General features: G+C 44.3%; 9 protein-coding genes. 2 read left to right on the top strand and 7 right to left on the bottom strand.

Features of this window, described 5'->3' with window-relative positions; genetic code table 11:
• Positions 1–89: 89 nt before the first annotated feature.
• From DN068_RS01240 to DN068_RS01210, 7 genes are all read right to left on the bottom strand, one after another.
• Positions 90–1,151: a hypothetical protein gene (locus DN068_RS01240; RefSeq protein ID WP_110997056.1), complete on the bottom strand. Its 1,062-nt coding sequence runs from the start codon at positions 1,149–1,151 to the stop codon at positions 90–92.
• Positions 1,148–2,770 (bottom strand): FAD-dependent oxidoreductase, encoded by a 1,623-nt coding sequence (locus tag DN068_RS01235; RefSeq protein ID WP_110997055.1) that lies wholly within the window; start codon positions 2,768–2,770, stop codon positions 1,148–1,150. The genes DN068_RS01240 and DN068_RS01235 overlap by 4 nt, the downstream gene beginning before the upstream one ends.
• Positions 2,771–3,262: 492 nt before the next feature.
• Positions 3,263–4,819: a polyamine aminopropyltransferase gene (locus DN068_RS01230; protein WP_110997054.1), complete on the bottom strand. Its 1,557-nt coding sequence runs from the start codon at positions 4,817–4,819 to the stop codon at positions 3,263–3,265.
• 19 nt (positions 4,820–4,838) lie between these two features.
• Positions 4,839–5,030, bottom strand: a complete 192-nt coding sequence (locus DN068_RS01225) for a hypothetical protein (protein WP_110997053.1) — start codon at positions 5,028–5,030, stop codon at positions 4,839–4,841.
• A gap of 10 nt (positions 5,031–5,040) precedes the next feature.
• Positions 5,041–6,327, bottom strand: a complete 1,287-nt coding sequence (locus tag DN068_RS01220; RefSeq protein ID WP_110997052.1) for a DUF4178 domain-containing protein — start codon at positions 6,325–6,327, stop codon at positions 5,041–5,043.
• Positions 6,328–6,329: 2 nt separating this feature from the next.
• Positions 6,330–6,695, bottom strand: coding sequence for an S-adenosylmethionine decarboxylase family protein (locus DN068_RS01215; RefSeq protein ID WP_207798828.1), 366 nt, complete (start codon positions 6,693–6,695; stop codon positions 6,330–6,332).
• A gap of 114 nt (positions 6,696–6,809) precedes the next feature.
• Positions 6,810–12,188 carry an Ig-like domain-containing protein gene (locus DN068_RS01210; protein WP_110997051.1) on the bottom strand — a complete coding sequence of 1,793 codons (5,379 nt, stop codon included), beginning with the start codon at positions 12,186–12,188 and terminating at the stop codon, positions 6,810–6,812.
• Positions 12,189–12,628: 440 nt separating this feature from the next.
• On the opposite strand from DN068_RS01210, the gene gap reads away from it, so the two are divergent.
• Both gap and DN068_RS01200 read left to right on the top strand, forming a co-directional pair.
• Positions 12,629–13,642, top strand: a complete 1,014-nt coding sequence (gap, locus tag DN068_RS01205) for a type I glyceraldehyde-3-phosphate dehydrogenase (protein WP_110997050.1) — start codon at positions 12,629–12,631, stop codon at positions 13,640–13,642.
• 133 nt (positions 13,643–13,775) lie between these two features.
• On the top strand, positions 13,776–14,987 hold the full coding sequence (locus DN068_RS01200) for a phosphoglycerate kinase (RefSeq protein WP_110997049.1): 1,212 nt from the start codon (positions 13,776–13,778) through the stop codon (positions 14,985–14,987).
• Positions 14,988–15,164 lie beyond the last annotated feature (177 nt).

Here is a 15,164-nt window from a genome sequence, read left to right as displayed (position 1 = left end):
ACACGCATAGCTGACTTCTAAAACACAAATACTCTCCCCCCCGCTCGCCACATCTCCACACAAAAAGGAAAACTCATTAGGTAGAAATATTACCCGTCCTTCCTTCTCCAAATAAAAGCATCTAAGACATAGTGGGTGGACTGTGGCAATGCCAGCAATGGCACCAGCAATGCGAGCAAATAATGATTGTCGACAGAAGGCAATGCTGAGAAAATACCAAAAACAGTATGATGTTCCCGCCAGATAAGCCCGTCCCATAGCCCTTCTTCTAAGTAAGCCAGCGCAACCAGTGAAAGGATAAAGAAAACGGCTCCATATTTTTTTACAAAAGCCATTCGGCTCGGATAACTGTTTTTCGGCTGGCGCAATTCTTCTTTTTTCCCGGTGGTCCAGATCAAGGCCATATAGGGAATTCCATGCGCTACCACATTCAGTAAAGTAAACGCGAGATCACCGTTAAAGTAAATGATACCAAAATACCAGGAGACCGTTGTTCCGATGATCAGCAGATTGCGTGGGATATTAACGCTGCCCTTTTTCGAAATGAAAAAAAGCTCTTTAAAAAAATAGATTGATAAAATGCTATAATAAACAATTGCAGCAAAACTGCTGACCGTTGCTGTTCCTTTCAATAAAAAATCACCATCCACAAACCAGTTAAAATTCCGGTCGGGATGACAATGCCAATAAATGATCGGATAAATTGTAGCGCTGTAGATGGCAAGCGTATCAATCTGTTTGGACCAGCGCGGCAAATCTTCTCCCCTGCTGTACAAACGCATAAAACCATATTGCTGCCGGACGAAATGAAAAACTGCAAGGTAGGCCAATACCCGCCAGAACAGGAGTCCGTCGATACCATGTAACAATACACCAACCAGGTAGCAAAGGATTGGCACCAACACCATCAGCGAACGTTTACTGTTGAATCTCGCCGGATTAAAATACGTACGAAACAATGTGCTGTACACATGCGCCACATCGATAAACAACACCAGTATCACCCAGGCAGACAATGGCATTTCCGAAGTAGATTTAAAAATACCCGGAAGCAAACACACTACTAACAAGGATAAAAATGGGGGCAACAAAATAAATACCGAATCAAAGCGAGCGTCCTTTATCCAGGGCTGTGTGCGGTGCTGACTCATGAGGCTAAGATTTCATTGGCGGCACGTATGCCCTGATAAAACGCTTCTTCGAAAATAGAAATACCACTCAGATCAGAATGTGCAAAAAAGATCTTATTGTCAATCGGCGTAGCCGCAACTTTTCTTTCATTCCCCCAAATCAAACCTGGTCGTGGTGCAATCATGCCATGTCCCCAAACCCAAATATCTACATGCGCGATATAATTGGTGATGCCTTCATGCGCAAATTCCAGTTCGTTGATTATTTCCCGCAGCCAGTCATTATAAGTTTTATTAAAAGCTTTTTGACGTTCGGCTACAGGGTCCTCGCTGCTTAACGGCAGATAAAAAGTCAACACTTTTTTATGGCTATCAGAAAGATCTTGCTGATTGGCATTTACATAACCAACAGATGCCGTGCCATAGATCACGTTATCCCAGCAAAGGGGCATGCCTTTTCCCTGCGGCAATCCACTTAATGTAATGTTTGCAATCATCCAGGGTGCGTAATGGAAATCTTCCGCCGCTGCAATTTTTTCTGGCGTGGAAAGTCCGTGCAATAAATGTTTCGTTACAAACTGTGGTGCTGCTATTAATACTTTCTCCGCCTGAATATTGATCGTCTTTTCAGCTTTTACATCGTAGCAGCAAACCGATACACCCGCATCATTTGGATCTACACGAAATGCTAGATGGCCTGATAAGATATTGCTCGTGGCCTGCTGTTTCAGATGTTCCATCAGGAAACCATTTCCCTGCGGCCAGGTCAGCAAAGCAGATGAATTGACACCACTGCCCTTCCCTTTCCGCGAAGCGAAATAATGAATACCGGCCCAGGCAGAAGTAGTTTTCAGATTGGCACCATAATCATCTTTGCAGCCATAATCAAGATACCAACGCAAATAGGGTGAAGTAAAATCTTGCTCGTCTAAATATTGTTCGAAAGAAATTTTATCTAACGCAGTGAATTGTTCATCCTGTGAAGAATGATCCAGAGGAATCGCAAACGCATCTTTTCCATCGCTGCCAACGGCTATTTTAAACTGCTCTATTAATTTGAAAAAACGAGCGATCTGTATTTTTTCTTCAGCCGACACACCTGCTTCCGGCACTAATCCTTCTTGCCAATAACCATTGATAAAAAGTCTTTCTTCGGGATCCTGACAAAGATGATATTCATTATAAACCGGAAGCCCTTGCACATCAAAACCGGTGATAGAATTTGTTGCAATCAGAAAATCCAGCAACTCCTTATTGCGCAGATCCGGAACCGGCAGATAGTGTGCCCCCCAGGGATAAGCCGATACTTCATTTTTTCCGTAAGAAGCATTACCGCCGGGTTGATGATCCATTTCGATCATCAACACATCTTGTGCTCCATTTTTTTCTAACCAACGTCGGGCCGACAGACCTGCAATACCACCGCCCACAATTAGCACTTTGCATTTTATCGTCGACGACGGCGCCGGAAGATTTTGTGCATTACGCAACAGATGACCGGTCTTACTATTGGCACCAACAATGCCTCCTTTGATCTCACTCAGATTTCTTTTACGCTCACAACCAGTCAGACTCAAACCGCCTAACATAATAGCAGGCGCTGCAAGTAAACTTTGTTTAAGGAACTGTCGTCTTTTCATTACAAATAAATTAAAAAGTCAAAACCGAAAACCTCCGATATACTCAACGCTTACATCTTGTGTCATGGTGGGCCGAGTCGAACCAGGGATCTCTGATGTACTCAACGTTTACATCTACGTCATGGTGAGCGGAGTTGAACCAAACATCTCTGATGTACTCATCACCTACATCTTATGTCATGGTAAGCGGAGTCAAACCAGGCATCTCTGATGTACTCATCGCTGATGGCTGATTTCTTGTGTCATGGTGAGCCGAGTCGAACCAGAGATCTCTGATGTACTCAACGTCTACATCTTGTGTCATGGTGAGCGGAGTCGAACCAGAGATCTCTGATGTACTCAACGTCTACATCTTGTGTCATGCTGAGCGGAGTCGAACCATACTCCTACTATGCCAATTTGTGAGTGGTCAGTTGTCAGTTGTGAATCCCACATAATTTTAGTCCACTCGCGTTGAGCGTTCTCCTCCTTCGGAGGCGTTAGAGGAGGCCGTTAGTGTATATACGGCGACCAGTCATCTTCAAAATAACGGACGAGTACCTGGTTATTTAGCTTATTAATTTCAGTAGATTGTTCTGCCATGTCCGGTGGAAAAAACAACATATCCTTTATCGTGGCAGCATTGATATATCTAAGACCGGCAGGCAAGGGACCATCTCCACGCCAGTTTTTATTTTTCAATGCCAATGTATACCCCCATTCACCAAACGACGGCACATAAGCATGATACGGAATGGTATTGAATCCCGCATCTGACAAAGTATGCGCAATACACCAGAAAGATTTACGCGCGATGTAAGGTGATGTAGATTGAATCACTGCGATACCATTGCTGTCCAGCACACGATACACTTCTTTGTAAAATGAGTTGCTGTATAATTTACCGATCGAATAATTGGAAGGATCTGGAAAATCAACCACAATCAGATCGTAGTGGCTGGTATCTTCTCGTATCCAACGATACGCATCACCGTTCGTTACTTTTACTTTAGGATTAAGGAACGAGCGTTGATTTAAGTCGAGCAACATCTTATTGTGCGTAAACAGATGCGTCATTCCCGGATCAAGATCGATCAGGTGAATACTTTCCAGCTGTGGATATTTCAGCAGTTCTCTGACCGCCAAACCATCGCCGCCACCAAGCACCAGTACTTTCTTGGCATAAGGCAATGCCTGCATCGCCGGATGAATCAATGCTTCGTGGTAACGGTATTCATCAGCAGAACTAAATTGTAAATTTCCGTTGAGAAATAATCGAAGCTCGTGATCATTCCGGGTTAAAACAATTCGCTGATAAGGTGTGCTCTTACTATAAATCACTTTATCCTGAAAAGCCATTCCTTCTGTCCAGGCCATAATTTTCTCGGAATAAATAAAACCCGCGAGCAGCAGAGCGGTAGTAGCACCTATGACTGTCATAAACCGGCGACGGAAAGGTTTTGTTTCGGGAAACTGATATAAAAGAAAACCTGCGACCGCTATGTTCAGGAATCCAAAAAATATTGAGGTACGAATCAATCCCATGTAGGGAACGAGGATCAGCGGGAAGATCAACGAAGCCAGCAACGCACCGATATAATCGAATGTAAAAACACGCGACACCAGATCTTTAAAGGCGAAGCTGCGCTGCAGAATGCGCATCAGTAAAGGAATTTCAAGCCCTACCAGAATACCTGTCAATCCAACTAATGAGTACAATACAACACGAAAGGATGCCGCATATTCAAACAAAATAAACAACAAAGGCGCGCTGAGCCCACCGACGATACCTACCAATATTTCTACACGAATAAACCACTTCAGCAAATGACCATCAATGTATTTTGACAACCATGAACCAATGCCCATCGAGAATAAGTAAACACCAATGATGGTGGAGAACTGTGTCACTGAATCGCCCAGTAAATAACTGGCAAGCGTACCTGCAATGAGTTCGTAGATAAGCCCGCAAGTGGCAATAACAAAAACAGAAAGCAACAGCAGCAATGATAGCTGGCCGCTTTTTTCACGCTCACTCCGCGGTGATGACTCCGGAACTATATTATCCATAAATTAAAAAAACGCTCGGTTATTTATGATAGAAATGACTGTGATAAAAACCACGTGACCCGCCTCCGGGTCCTCCGTGTACTTCTTTACTATCCAGCCCGTCGCCCCAGATACGCGTACCGGAATAACCCGACCATACAAACACAGTCACGGCCGCCAACACGGCAAGGATATAATATTTGATCTTCAAAAATTCTTTAAAGAAATCCATTGTCTCTTTTTTAATCGCCCCATCTTTGTTTTTCAAATGCTTTTCTGCGTCCCCACATAATAACGGGAATTACCAGCACTACCCCCAGAATTGTAAACAAATTGGAGAACAGTGTGGTATTTTGTTCAACGGTAACATCGACAGTCGTATCTTTTTTTCCTTCGCGATAAGGATAAATATTCATCCGGTAATTGCCTGCAGGTATATCACTGATCACCACAGTCCCTTCTTTATCTCCTTCCGACCAGCTTTCACCATCTTCATAACCATGATAATATTCCAGCGCTTTGGTAAATTCATATTGTGCTCCGGTGGCTTCATTGTAAAATGTGCCCGAGAGTTCCACCCAGTCATTATCAATATCAGCACGCAAAGTTATTTCTACAGCACCTCTTTGTGTGATGGGAATAGAGCCCGTCATAATTGCTTTTCCGCTGCCATTCCAGGATGATGCAGAATCGGATACACTATAGTAAGTACCTTTTTCTACCTGCTGTACTGGTTTACAGAAAGCAAATAATATTTGAATAATGATGACTGCTGCAACAGCTATCAGTGTAAATTTTTTTAAAGGGCCAGCCAATTCATCAAACGGAGAAGGCTGTATTGCACCGATTCCTTTCCTCGATGGCAGAGAACCTTTAGTAACACCAAATGCGTCTGCAACCTGTTGAGCGGTGAAATATTCATTCCGGTACCAATCGGAGCGTTTCGGATGATTTTCATGCACGAGCATGTACGGCGGGCTGATATACTCATACGCTATCAGTGCTTCATCTTCGATGATGTTCCAGTCAAATTCACCCTCCGCATAGGTGATCGAGAACTTATAACTATGATATAGTTTGTAGACCAATTCCCCATCGTTCACTACATAGTTGTTGGTGCCCAGATATTTCGCCTGATATTTCGCTCCGGCTTTCTGCGAAAACATCCAATGACCGTTAAACTCGACCAGCATTGCATAACCGGTTTCTTTATTAAACAGCACATATTCCATCCATCGGGCGGGATCGCCGACTTCCTTCTTGGCCATAAAACCAATGACCATGTATTGCTTTTCATGAATGGTTCCGATGGTTCCAATTGGCAATGAAGGGCTCACCACCTGATTTGAATCGAAGTGCCGGAGTTTTTCTATGTGCGGCTGTTCATACTCGAAATAAGTATGGCATTCGGGACACTCAAAGCAAATGCTTCCCTTTACATCATAATAGCTGATGTCTTTTTTACACTGCGGGCAATAAATATGTTGAGGAGTCCAGCCGGCAGAATTATTTTGAGTAAGCTCAGACATAACTAGCGGGTTATTTCCTGTTTGTTGATTTCTGTCGCCTGAAAATACTGAATGGTTTCGCTGTAAAATCTACGCACTTTTTCCGAGTTATCATTTTTGAAACTGGAAAGAAATACATCAAACGTGGCGATACCATATTCCGGCCAGGTATGTATAGAAATATGTGATTCTGTAAGACAGATTACTGCTGTGAAACCTCCGTTGGAAAAGGAATGGTATACGCTTCCAACATCCGTAAGACCAAGTTGTAAAATGATATGATCAAAGAATTTCCGGCAGTTGGTTGCATCTGTCAGAAATGATACCGGCGCTGAAAAGGTTGAAATTATATGCAGCCCGGGTTTATAGCTTTCCATGAACGCAAACATAGTAAAAAATTGATAGCGGGTTTATGCCGGAATTCCCTTTTAGGAGTTAGGGATAAAACAAAAGCTCCCACAAATTGTGGAAGCTTTTGTTTTTTATTTTTGAATTTTCACTTTCTATCGCACCAGTGTGATCTCTCCTTTCTCTTCGATGTACTTGCCGTCACACTTGTATTTGATATAATAATAGTAAGTACCGATCGGCTGATCTACACCACCGAAACTACCGTCCCAGCCTCTTTCTTCATCAGCTGTTTCAAACACGACCTGACCATAACGATTCACTACGCGGAATGAACTGATCTCGTGGTGTCCGATTGTGATCGGGCGGAACAGATCATTTTTACCGTCTTTGTTTGGCGTAAATGCATCCGGGAAGTAGATCTGACAACAAGGTTTTGCTGTAATCATGATACTGTCGCTCGCTTTACAGCCAAATTCGTTTGTCGCCGTGAGTTTGATGGAACCGCTGGTAATCACTTTTGCATAAACATTTTGTGAATCTGGTTCTGTCATACCTCCAAACTGTGTTACCGGAGACCATGTCATCACCGTACCAGAATCTGGTAAACTACCACGTAACAATACACTGTCACCTGAACACACATCTGTCGCCGAAGCGCCGAGGATACGTGCATCTGGCAGCGGATGAACCATGACAGTATCAATCGTTGGCAGACTCTGACATTTTGAATCGGTCGTTGCAACAAGTGTTACTACGTGCTTACCTGGTGTTTTCCAGATTACACCCAGCGGACCCGCATCAGCACCATATTGAATCTGACCGCCATCAAGGCCCCAGGTAAATTTGGTTACCGGAATAGAAGCATAATTCATAGCAACCACAACTGCTTCGTTCTCACAAGCCTCCGCTTTTGATGTAATACGAACTACCGGTGCAGGCGACACATTCACTGTAAACGCAGCTTCCGGACTCAAACAACCTTTGTTATCGACACGCATGCGAACTGTAATAGATCCTACGGAATCGAAACGAACCACAACAGGTCCTTGACCGGAACCACTCATCAATGTGCTTTTCTGGAAGAGTGAAGTCCAGTCATATACTGCATCCGGACGAGCGTTACCGAAGTAATTAAATGTATCAAGTGAGTATTGACAAATATTAGCACTTGTAGCGGTAATGATGCCGTTTGGCTGATAGTTTACAATTACGTCCAAACGCATACGATCACTTTCACAACCATTCACCGTCTGCGTTACCCAGTAGCTGATGGTATCTTCATAACCTGTGTTCGGAACCGGAGCAACGGTAGCACCTGCACCACCTGTTGGCGCTGCATACCATTTCAAACCTGTACCAGTTGCTGTAACCGGCTGAGCCGTGCTGTACTGACAATAAGAAATTGGCGTTACTACGACCGGTGGCGCTGGTTTTGGCAATACGGTCACTTTAATAGAATCACGGTCACCTTCGCAACCATTAATCGTTTGACTTACAAAGAAGGTCGTTGTTGTCGGCACCAGTGTAGAAGGAATTGGCGCATTCGGATCACCTAAGCCACCCGTCAGACCAGAATACCACAGCAGGTTCTGACCGTTTGCAGTCAATGCCGGAACGCTTTCAAACTGACAATAAGTATATAATGGCGCAACGCCAGGCAATGTTGGTTTTGGTTTAATCGTCACTGCAATAGAAGCTCTCGGACCTTCACAACCTTGCGGTGAAGTCTGGCTTACATACCATGTGAAAGTACCTGGCACTTGTGAAGATGGTGTTGGTGCACCTGCCAGTGGCGTAGTACTTGTACTGCTTGTATACCATTTCAGCACATTGCCTGTTACCGGTGTAGCAGAAAGAATAGTTGTCGGCAGATATTGACAATATGCAACGGTTGGTACCACAGTAGGTGCTACCGGTGTCGGATTGATCAATACCGCAACGCTGTCTTTTTTGATACAGCCATTCAGCGTAACTGTCACAACATAATTACCTGTTGCAGCAGTTGTCGGTGCAGAGATGGATGGATTTTGAGTGCTGGAAGTATAGTTGTTCGGACCAGTCCACGCATAGGTTACACCTGTAGACGTAGAACTTGCAGTAAGGTTAAGTGTATTACCAGTACCGGAACAAACAGGCGTGTTAGAACCTACTACAGGAGGCACAGGCAGTGGTTTCACCGTTACCTGAATGCTGTCGACTTTACCTTCACAGCCGTTTACTGTTTGTGAAACATACCATTTGTAAGTATTCACAGTCGCTGTAGAAGGAATCGGAGCTGTACCAAAACCAGTACCGCCAATAGCAGTATACCAGTTAAGGGTACCACCAGTTGCAGCAGCAGCAATCAATGCTACCGGAACATCGTTCAGACAGTAAGCAACCGGAGTCGTCACCGTTGGTCTTGCCGGATTTGGTTTCACCATTACGATAATAGAATCTACCGGACCTTCACAACCTGCAACTGAAGTCTGAGTTACATAATAAGTGGTAGCACCTACAGTAGCTGTAGAAGGAACCGGAGCTGTTGCTGACGCAGTACCACCGATAGCAGTGTACCATTTGAGACTAGTACCAGTTGCGGTTAATGCAGTTGCGGTACCATTGTTACAATACCATACTGTATCAACTGAAGTCGGTGCAGCCGGTGTCTGATTCACCGTAACCATAGTGCTCACCGTATCGCTACAACCATTGAGTGTAACTGTCGCAATATATTTACCCGTCATGTTCGCAGCCGCGGCGTTGATCACTGGGTTTTGTGCATTGTCTGTATAAGCATTCGGACCGGCCCAGCTGAAAGTAGCACCAGTAGTGGTGGTAGCTGATTGCAGATTGATGTTGTTATTAGCACCGGAACAGATCGGACTGTTTGAAGAAGCAGTCAATCCTACGGGTGTTTGTTTTACAGTTACGATTGTACTTACGGTATCGCTACAACCATTCAAAGTCACGGTAGCCGTGTATTTACCAGACATTGCAACCGCAGCGTTAGTAATAGAAGGATTTTGCGAAGCTGATGTATAACTGTTCGGACCGCTCCAGCTGTAAGTAACCGCACCCGGAGTAGATGTATTAGCCAGCAGTGTTACCGTTCCGTTCGGACCAGAACATACCGGGCTGTTTGAAGAAGCTGTAAGACCAACAGGTGTCTGACCGATCGCTACATTCACGCCAACAGTATCGCTACAACCGTTCAATGTTACCGTAGCAATATATCTGCCGATCATTGCAACGGTTGCACCGTTGATCGTCGGGTTCTGAATAGCGGAAGTAAATGTATTTGGACCTGACCAGGCATAAGTAATAGTACCTGTAGTTGTCGTTGTCGCATTCAGTGTAATATTAGTAGCCGCACCAGAACAAAGCGGACTGTTCGAAGTGGCAACCAGACTAACCGGTGTTTGTTTGATGGTAACTGTTGTACTTACTGTATCGCTACAAGTTCCCAGTGTTACCGTGCAAATGTATTTACCCGAATTAGCAACTGTCAAACCGGTAATTGTCGGATTCTGCTGGTTGGATGTATAACCGTTCGGACCAGCCCAGCTATAAGTAGGTGTGCCCGTAGTGGTTGTGTTTGCAAACAATTGAATTGACTTCGTCGGACCAGAACAAACCGGGCCGCTATTGCTCGCTGTCAGGCCAACAGGTGTTTGGTTTACCGCAACAACAGTGCTCACTGTATCGCTACAACCATTCGCAGAAACAGTGGCCATATAAGTACCCGCCATGCTTACAGAAACAGGTGAAATATTTGGATTCTGCACGCTGCTCGTATAGCCATTCGGACCAGCCCAGCTATAAGTTGCAGCCGGATTAGAAGAACCGGAAAGCAGATGTAATACATTCAGCGCATCAGAACAAACTGGCGTATTGGAAGAAGCTGTGAGATTGTACGGTGTTTGCTTCATCGTCACAACAGTAGCAACAGAATCTTTACAACCGTTTAAGGTCACCACTACTTTGTAAACACCACCGGCAGCCATTGTCGCAGAATCAACCGTTGGGTTTTGCAAAGTTGAAGTATAACCATTCGGTCCTGTCCAGGCATAAGTAACACCGGCATCCGAAGAATTGCCCGTCAATTTTACCGTGTCTTTGGAACAAACAGGTGAATTAGAATTGGCAGTAAGCGTCGCAGGCAGAGGTTTTACAATTACTTTAATGCTATCGCGCGGACCTTCACAACCAGTAGCGGTCAATGTCTGCGAAACATAAAAAGTATAAGTACCGGCAACAGTAGTAGAAGGAGTTGGCGCCGTTGTACCAGCCGGACCACCTGTAGGATTCGCATACCAGTTGATAGTGCTGCCGGAAGACGGCGTTGCACTTACAGCCACCGGAGTTTGACCAAGACAGTAATTTACCGGACTTACTTTAGCTGGCGCACCCGGAGATGAGAGCACCACTAACGTATGTTTCACGCTATCGATACAACCTTGGTTGGTGGTAGCGGTCAGTTCTACTGTATAATTTCCCGCAGTCCCATAAGCATGTGAACCACTGGTAAAATTAGCTGTGCCATTGTCGCCAAATTCCCATGCATAAGACGAAATAGTACCCGAAGCAACAGTACTTGTATTATTAAAATCAAAGTTGTTATTGTACAGACACTGCGTATTTGCAGTAGTAATAGCAAATGTCACATTAGGTTGCGGAGCCGGACTTACCGTAAATGCAGCAATGCTGGTAGTCGGGATATTGTTACCACAAACATCCGTTACCGTGTTTGCGTCAGAACCGACTTTCACATGCAGCGTATAGTTACCAACTGCTATATTATTAGGTAATGTCAGTACCGCCTGATTGGTAAAAGTGGTGGTACCACAACCAACACCTGCTGCGGCAGAAATGGCAATATTACCCGGCATCAGATAAAAATCGCTACCGTTTGATGCGATACTGGAACATTGAACAGACTGGTTGAAAGTTACATTCAGTTTTTCATTACAGTTGCTCACATAAGCCGTATCTAAAGCCGGAGGCAATGGGCTCGGCGTTACAGAACCACCAGTAAACTGAAGATCATAACCACTTTGGTTAGAACTGGTATAGTGGCTTACAATCAATGCGAATGTCTGACCAGCCGTTACGTTGATCAACTGATTCTGATTGGAGCCATTGGCACTGTTGAATGAGCCGGAACCGCCTGCCGTACAACCTGTGGTACCTGTATAACCACTATAGTTACAACTTACCAATGGTGCATTGGCCGCATTAGATGGCTGCGTATTCGTGATGTCATAGACTGCAAAGTCATAGTCATCATTGCCGTTGTTAGGCGTGATTGTAAACCCGATCGTACCGGACGACGTAACCGTAAACGTGTACCAGTAAGGATTTAATGCGCCAGCCGCCAGACAACTGTTTGGAAGACCACCGCCGTTATAGCCTGGTACCGTACCAATAGACAATGAGGACGCGTCACATATGCTGAGCGCTGTGCCGGGTTGCTGTCCGTTGATTTGGGCTTTAGCAGAATGCTGTAAAAAGAAGCACAGCATTACCATAAGGGTAAAGATCCTCTTCATATATATAAATTAAAAATAAAAAACACTTTAAAAAATTACAGATACTCAACATCAGGTTTTGTTCCCCAACAAACACCCGACGTCGCCTAAAATCTATAATAAATGTTAAAATGAAACGTAAAAGTATTACACAGCCTCTATATTCGCAATGCCTGGCTTATAATCGGGTAAAACTACCTGTTTGAAATTCGTTTTCATAACAATTGCGAATATTTCTTTAATATTTAATGCCACTTAGCAAGCGGCTGGTTTACAGTTTAAAAACATTAAAATACTTCATAAGAGGTATAATAAAATACATATTGCAGACCAAAGATTTAAGCGCATTTCACTTCATTATAGAAGATATATCTATATCAAAACAGTGTCCTTTGGTTTTTATAAACGTGAATTATACCTTTGCGGGCACATTTCTATTCTGATTTTAAATCAATCATACAATGAGTAAAGTAAAAGTTGCCATTAACGGTTTTGGACGTATCGGCCGCCTGGCTTTCCGCCAGATCTACAACATGGAAGGAATTGAAGTAGTAGCTATCAATGACCTGACTAAACCAAACGTACTGGCACACCTGCTGAAATATGACACCGCTCAGGGTCGTTTTGGCGTTGATGTAAAACATACAGACGATGCAATCGTTGTAAATGGCAACGAAATCAAAATATACGCTCAGAAAGATCCTGCGCAAATTCCTTGGGGTCAGCACAATGTGGACGTAGTTCTGGAATGTACCGGTTTCTTCACTGACGCTGAAAAAGCTCAGGCACACATTACTGCAGGCGCTAAACGCGTAGTAATCTCTGCTCCGGCTACAGGCGACCTGAAAACAATCGTTTTCAACGTTAACCACAATATCCTTGATGGTTCTGAAACAATCATCAGCTGTGCTTCTTGCACTACCAACTGTCTCGCTCCGATGGCACAGGTGCTGCACGAAAAATTCGAGATCAAAACTGGTCTCATGACTACAGTTCACGCGTACACTAACGACCAGAATACACTGGATGCACCACATCCGAAAGGTGATCTGCGCCGTGCACGTGCTGCAGCTGAAAATATCGTTCCTAACTCTACTGGTGCTGCTAAAGCAATCGGTCTGGTACTGCCGGAACTGAAAGGTAAACTGGACGGTGGCGCACAACGCGTACCAACTGTAACTGGTTCATTGACTGAACTGACTACCATCCTCGGTAAAAAAGTAACTGCTGACGAAGTAAACGCAGCAATGAAAGCAGCGGCTAACGAATCTTTCGGTTACAACGAAGATGAAATCGTTTCAAGCGATATCATCGGTACTAACTTCGGTTCTTTGTTCGATGCTACACAAACTAAAGTAATCGCTGTTGGTGATGCACAAATGGTAAAAACTGTTAGCTGGTACGATAACGAAATGAGCTATGTTTCTCAGCTCGTTCGCACCGTTAAATATTTCGCTGGTCTGATCAGCAAATAATTTGTATTTTTAGAAATAAGCGAGGCTTTCAGCTTCGCTTATTTTCTTTTTAACCAATACCTCCTGCTTTTTATCGAAACTTCGGTAATCAGTCATCACCGGATTCCGGAACTCTGACTTAAAAACATTCTTTATGTCTTCATTTACTACTCATAATTTTTCCGGCGAAAAAGCACTGATCCGTGTTGACTTCAACGTTCCCATCAAAGATGGCAAGATCACTGACGATACCCGCATCCGCGCGGCATTGCCAACTATCCGCAAAGTACTCCAGGACGGCGGCAGCGTGATCCTGATGAGCCACTGGGGTCGTCCACTGAAGGACATCGAGAAAAAGCCGCACCTTACACTGGCAGATTTCTCCCTGAAACCAATTGTTGCACATTTGTCGCAACTGATCGGTACAGATGTTCAGTTTGCTGAGGATTGCATCAGTGATGAAGCAACACAAAAAGCAGCAGCTTTGCAACCAGGCCAGGTATTATTGCTCGAAAATCTCCGTTATCATAAAGAAGAAGAAAAAGGCGACGCAGCATTTGCAGAAAAATTGTCTAAACTGGGCGATGTTTATGTAAATGACGCATTCGGCACCGCACACCGTGCACACGCTTCTACAGCGGTGATCGCGCAGTTCTTCCCTGCCGGTAAAAAAATGTTCGGTCTGCTGATGGAAGGTGAGGTAAAAGCAGCTGAACAAGTGCTGCACAGCGCGCAAAAACCATTCACAGCTATCATTGGCGGTGCAAAGGTTTCTGATAAAATCATGATCATCGAAAACCTGTTGGAAAAAGCAACCGATATTATCATCGGCGGTGGCATGGCTTATACGTTCTTTAAAGCTCAGGGTGGTCACATTGGTAATTCTCTCTGTGAAGACGATCGTCTGGAAATGGCATTGGATCTGCTGAGCAAAGCAAAAGCAAAAGGTGTTTGCATTCACCTGCCACAAGACAGCATCCTCGCTGATAAATTTGCCGCTGACGCAAATACATCTTCAGCCATCAACCAGGAAATCCCTGAAGGCTGGATGGGTCTGGATATCGGCCAAATGGCGGTAGACAGCTTCAGCAAAGTAATTAAAGATTCTAAAACCATTTTGTGGAACGGTCCGATGGGCGTTTTCGAAATGGATAAATTTCAGCACGGCACTAAAGCAATCGCTGATGCGGTTGTAGCAGCTACACACAACGGCGCGTTTTCGCTCGTAGGTGGTGGCGACAGTGTTGCAGCAGTAAATAAATTCAACCTCGCTGATAAAGTAAGCTACGTTTCTACCGGCGGCGGCGCTATGCTCGAATTCTTCGAAGGCAAAGAACTGCCAGGTATCGCAGCAATCAAAAATTAAGACAATTTCATTTGAATAGAGAAAGGCCCGCGACTCGCGGGCTTTTTTGTTTTCACGCAAAGCCGCAAAGGAAATATCTCTCACGGCGCACACGACCACGCAAAGGTTTTTACTTGCGACTGTATTAGGCGTAATTTAAAATCAATGGTGAACGATAAAATAGACTTAGCGCCTTTA

Origin of the sequence: Taibaiella soli, from assembly GCF_003236175.1 — a bacterium.
In the GTDB taxonomy this organism is placed as follows: Bacteria; Bacteroidota; Bacteroidia; order Chitinophagales; family Chitinophagaceae; genus QKTW01.
This window is presented reverse-complemented; position numbering and strand designations above follow the sequence as displayed.

Excerpts from the sequence above, each read along its gene's own strand:
- DN068_RS01220 (WP_110997052.1), bottom strand. The coding sequence starts at position 6,327 with ATGTCTGAGCTTACTCAAAATAATTCTGCCGGCTGGACTCCTCAACAT.
- DN068_RS01230 (WP_110997054.1), bottom strand. The coding sequence starts at position 4,819 with ATGGATAATATAGTTCCGGAGTCATCACCGCGGAGTGAGCGTGAAAAA.
- gap (WP_110997050.1), top strand. The coding sequence starts at position 12,629 with ATGAGTAAAGTAAAAGTTGCCATTAACGGTTTTGGACGTATCGGCCGC.
- DN068_RS01210 (WP_110997051.1), bottom strand. The coding sequence starts at position 12,188 with ATGAAGAGGATCTTTACCCTTATGGTAATGCTGTGCTTCTTTTTACAG.
- DN068_RS01235 (WP_110997055.1), bottom strand. The coding sequence starts at position 2,770 with ATGAAAAGACGACAGTTCCTTAAACAAAGTTTACTTGCAGCGCCTGCT.
- DN068_RS01240 (WP_110997056.1), bottom strand. The coding sequence starts at position 1,151 with ATGAGTCAGCACCGCACACAGCCCTGGATAAAGGACGCTCGCTTTGAT.
- DN068_RS01200 (WP_110997049.1), top strand. The coding sequence starts at position 13,776 with ATGTCTTCATTTACTACTCATAATTTTTCCGGCGAAAAAGCACTGATC.
- DN068_RS01215 (WP_207798828.1), bottom strand. The coding sequence starts at position 6,695 with ATGTTTGCGTTCATGGAAAGCTATAAACCCGGGCTGCATATAATTTCA.
- DN068_RS01225 (WP_110997053.1), bottom strand. The coding sequence starts at position 5,030 with ATGGATTTCTTTAAAGAATTTTTGAAGATCAAATATTATATCCTTGCC.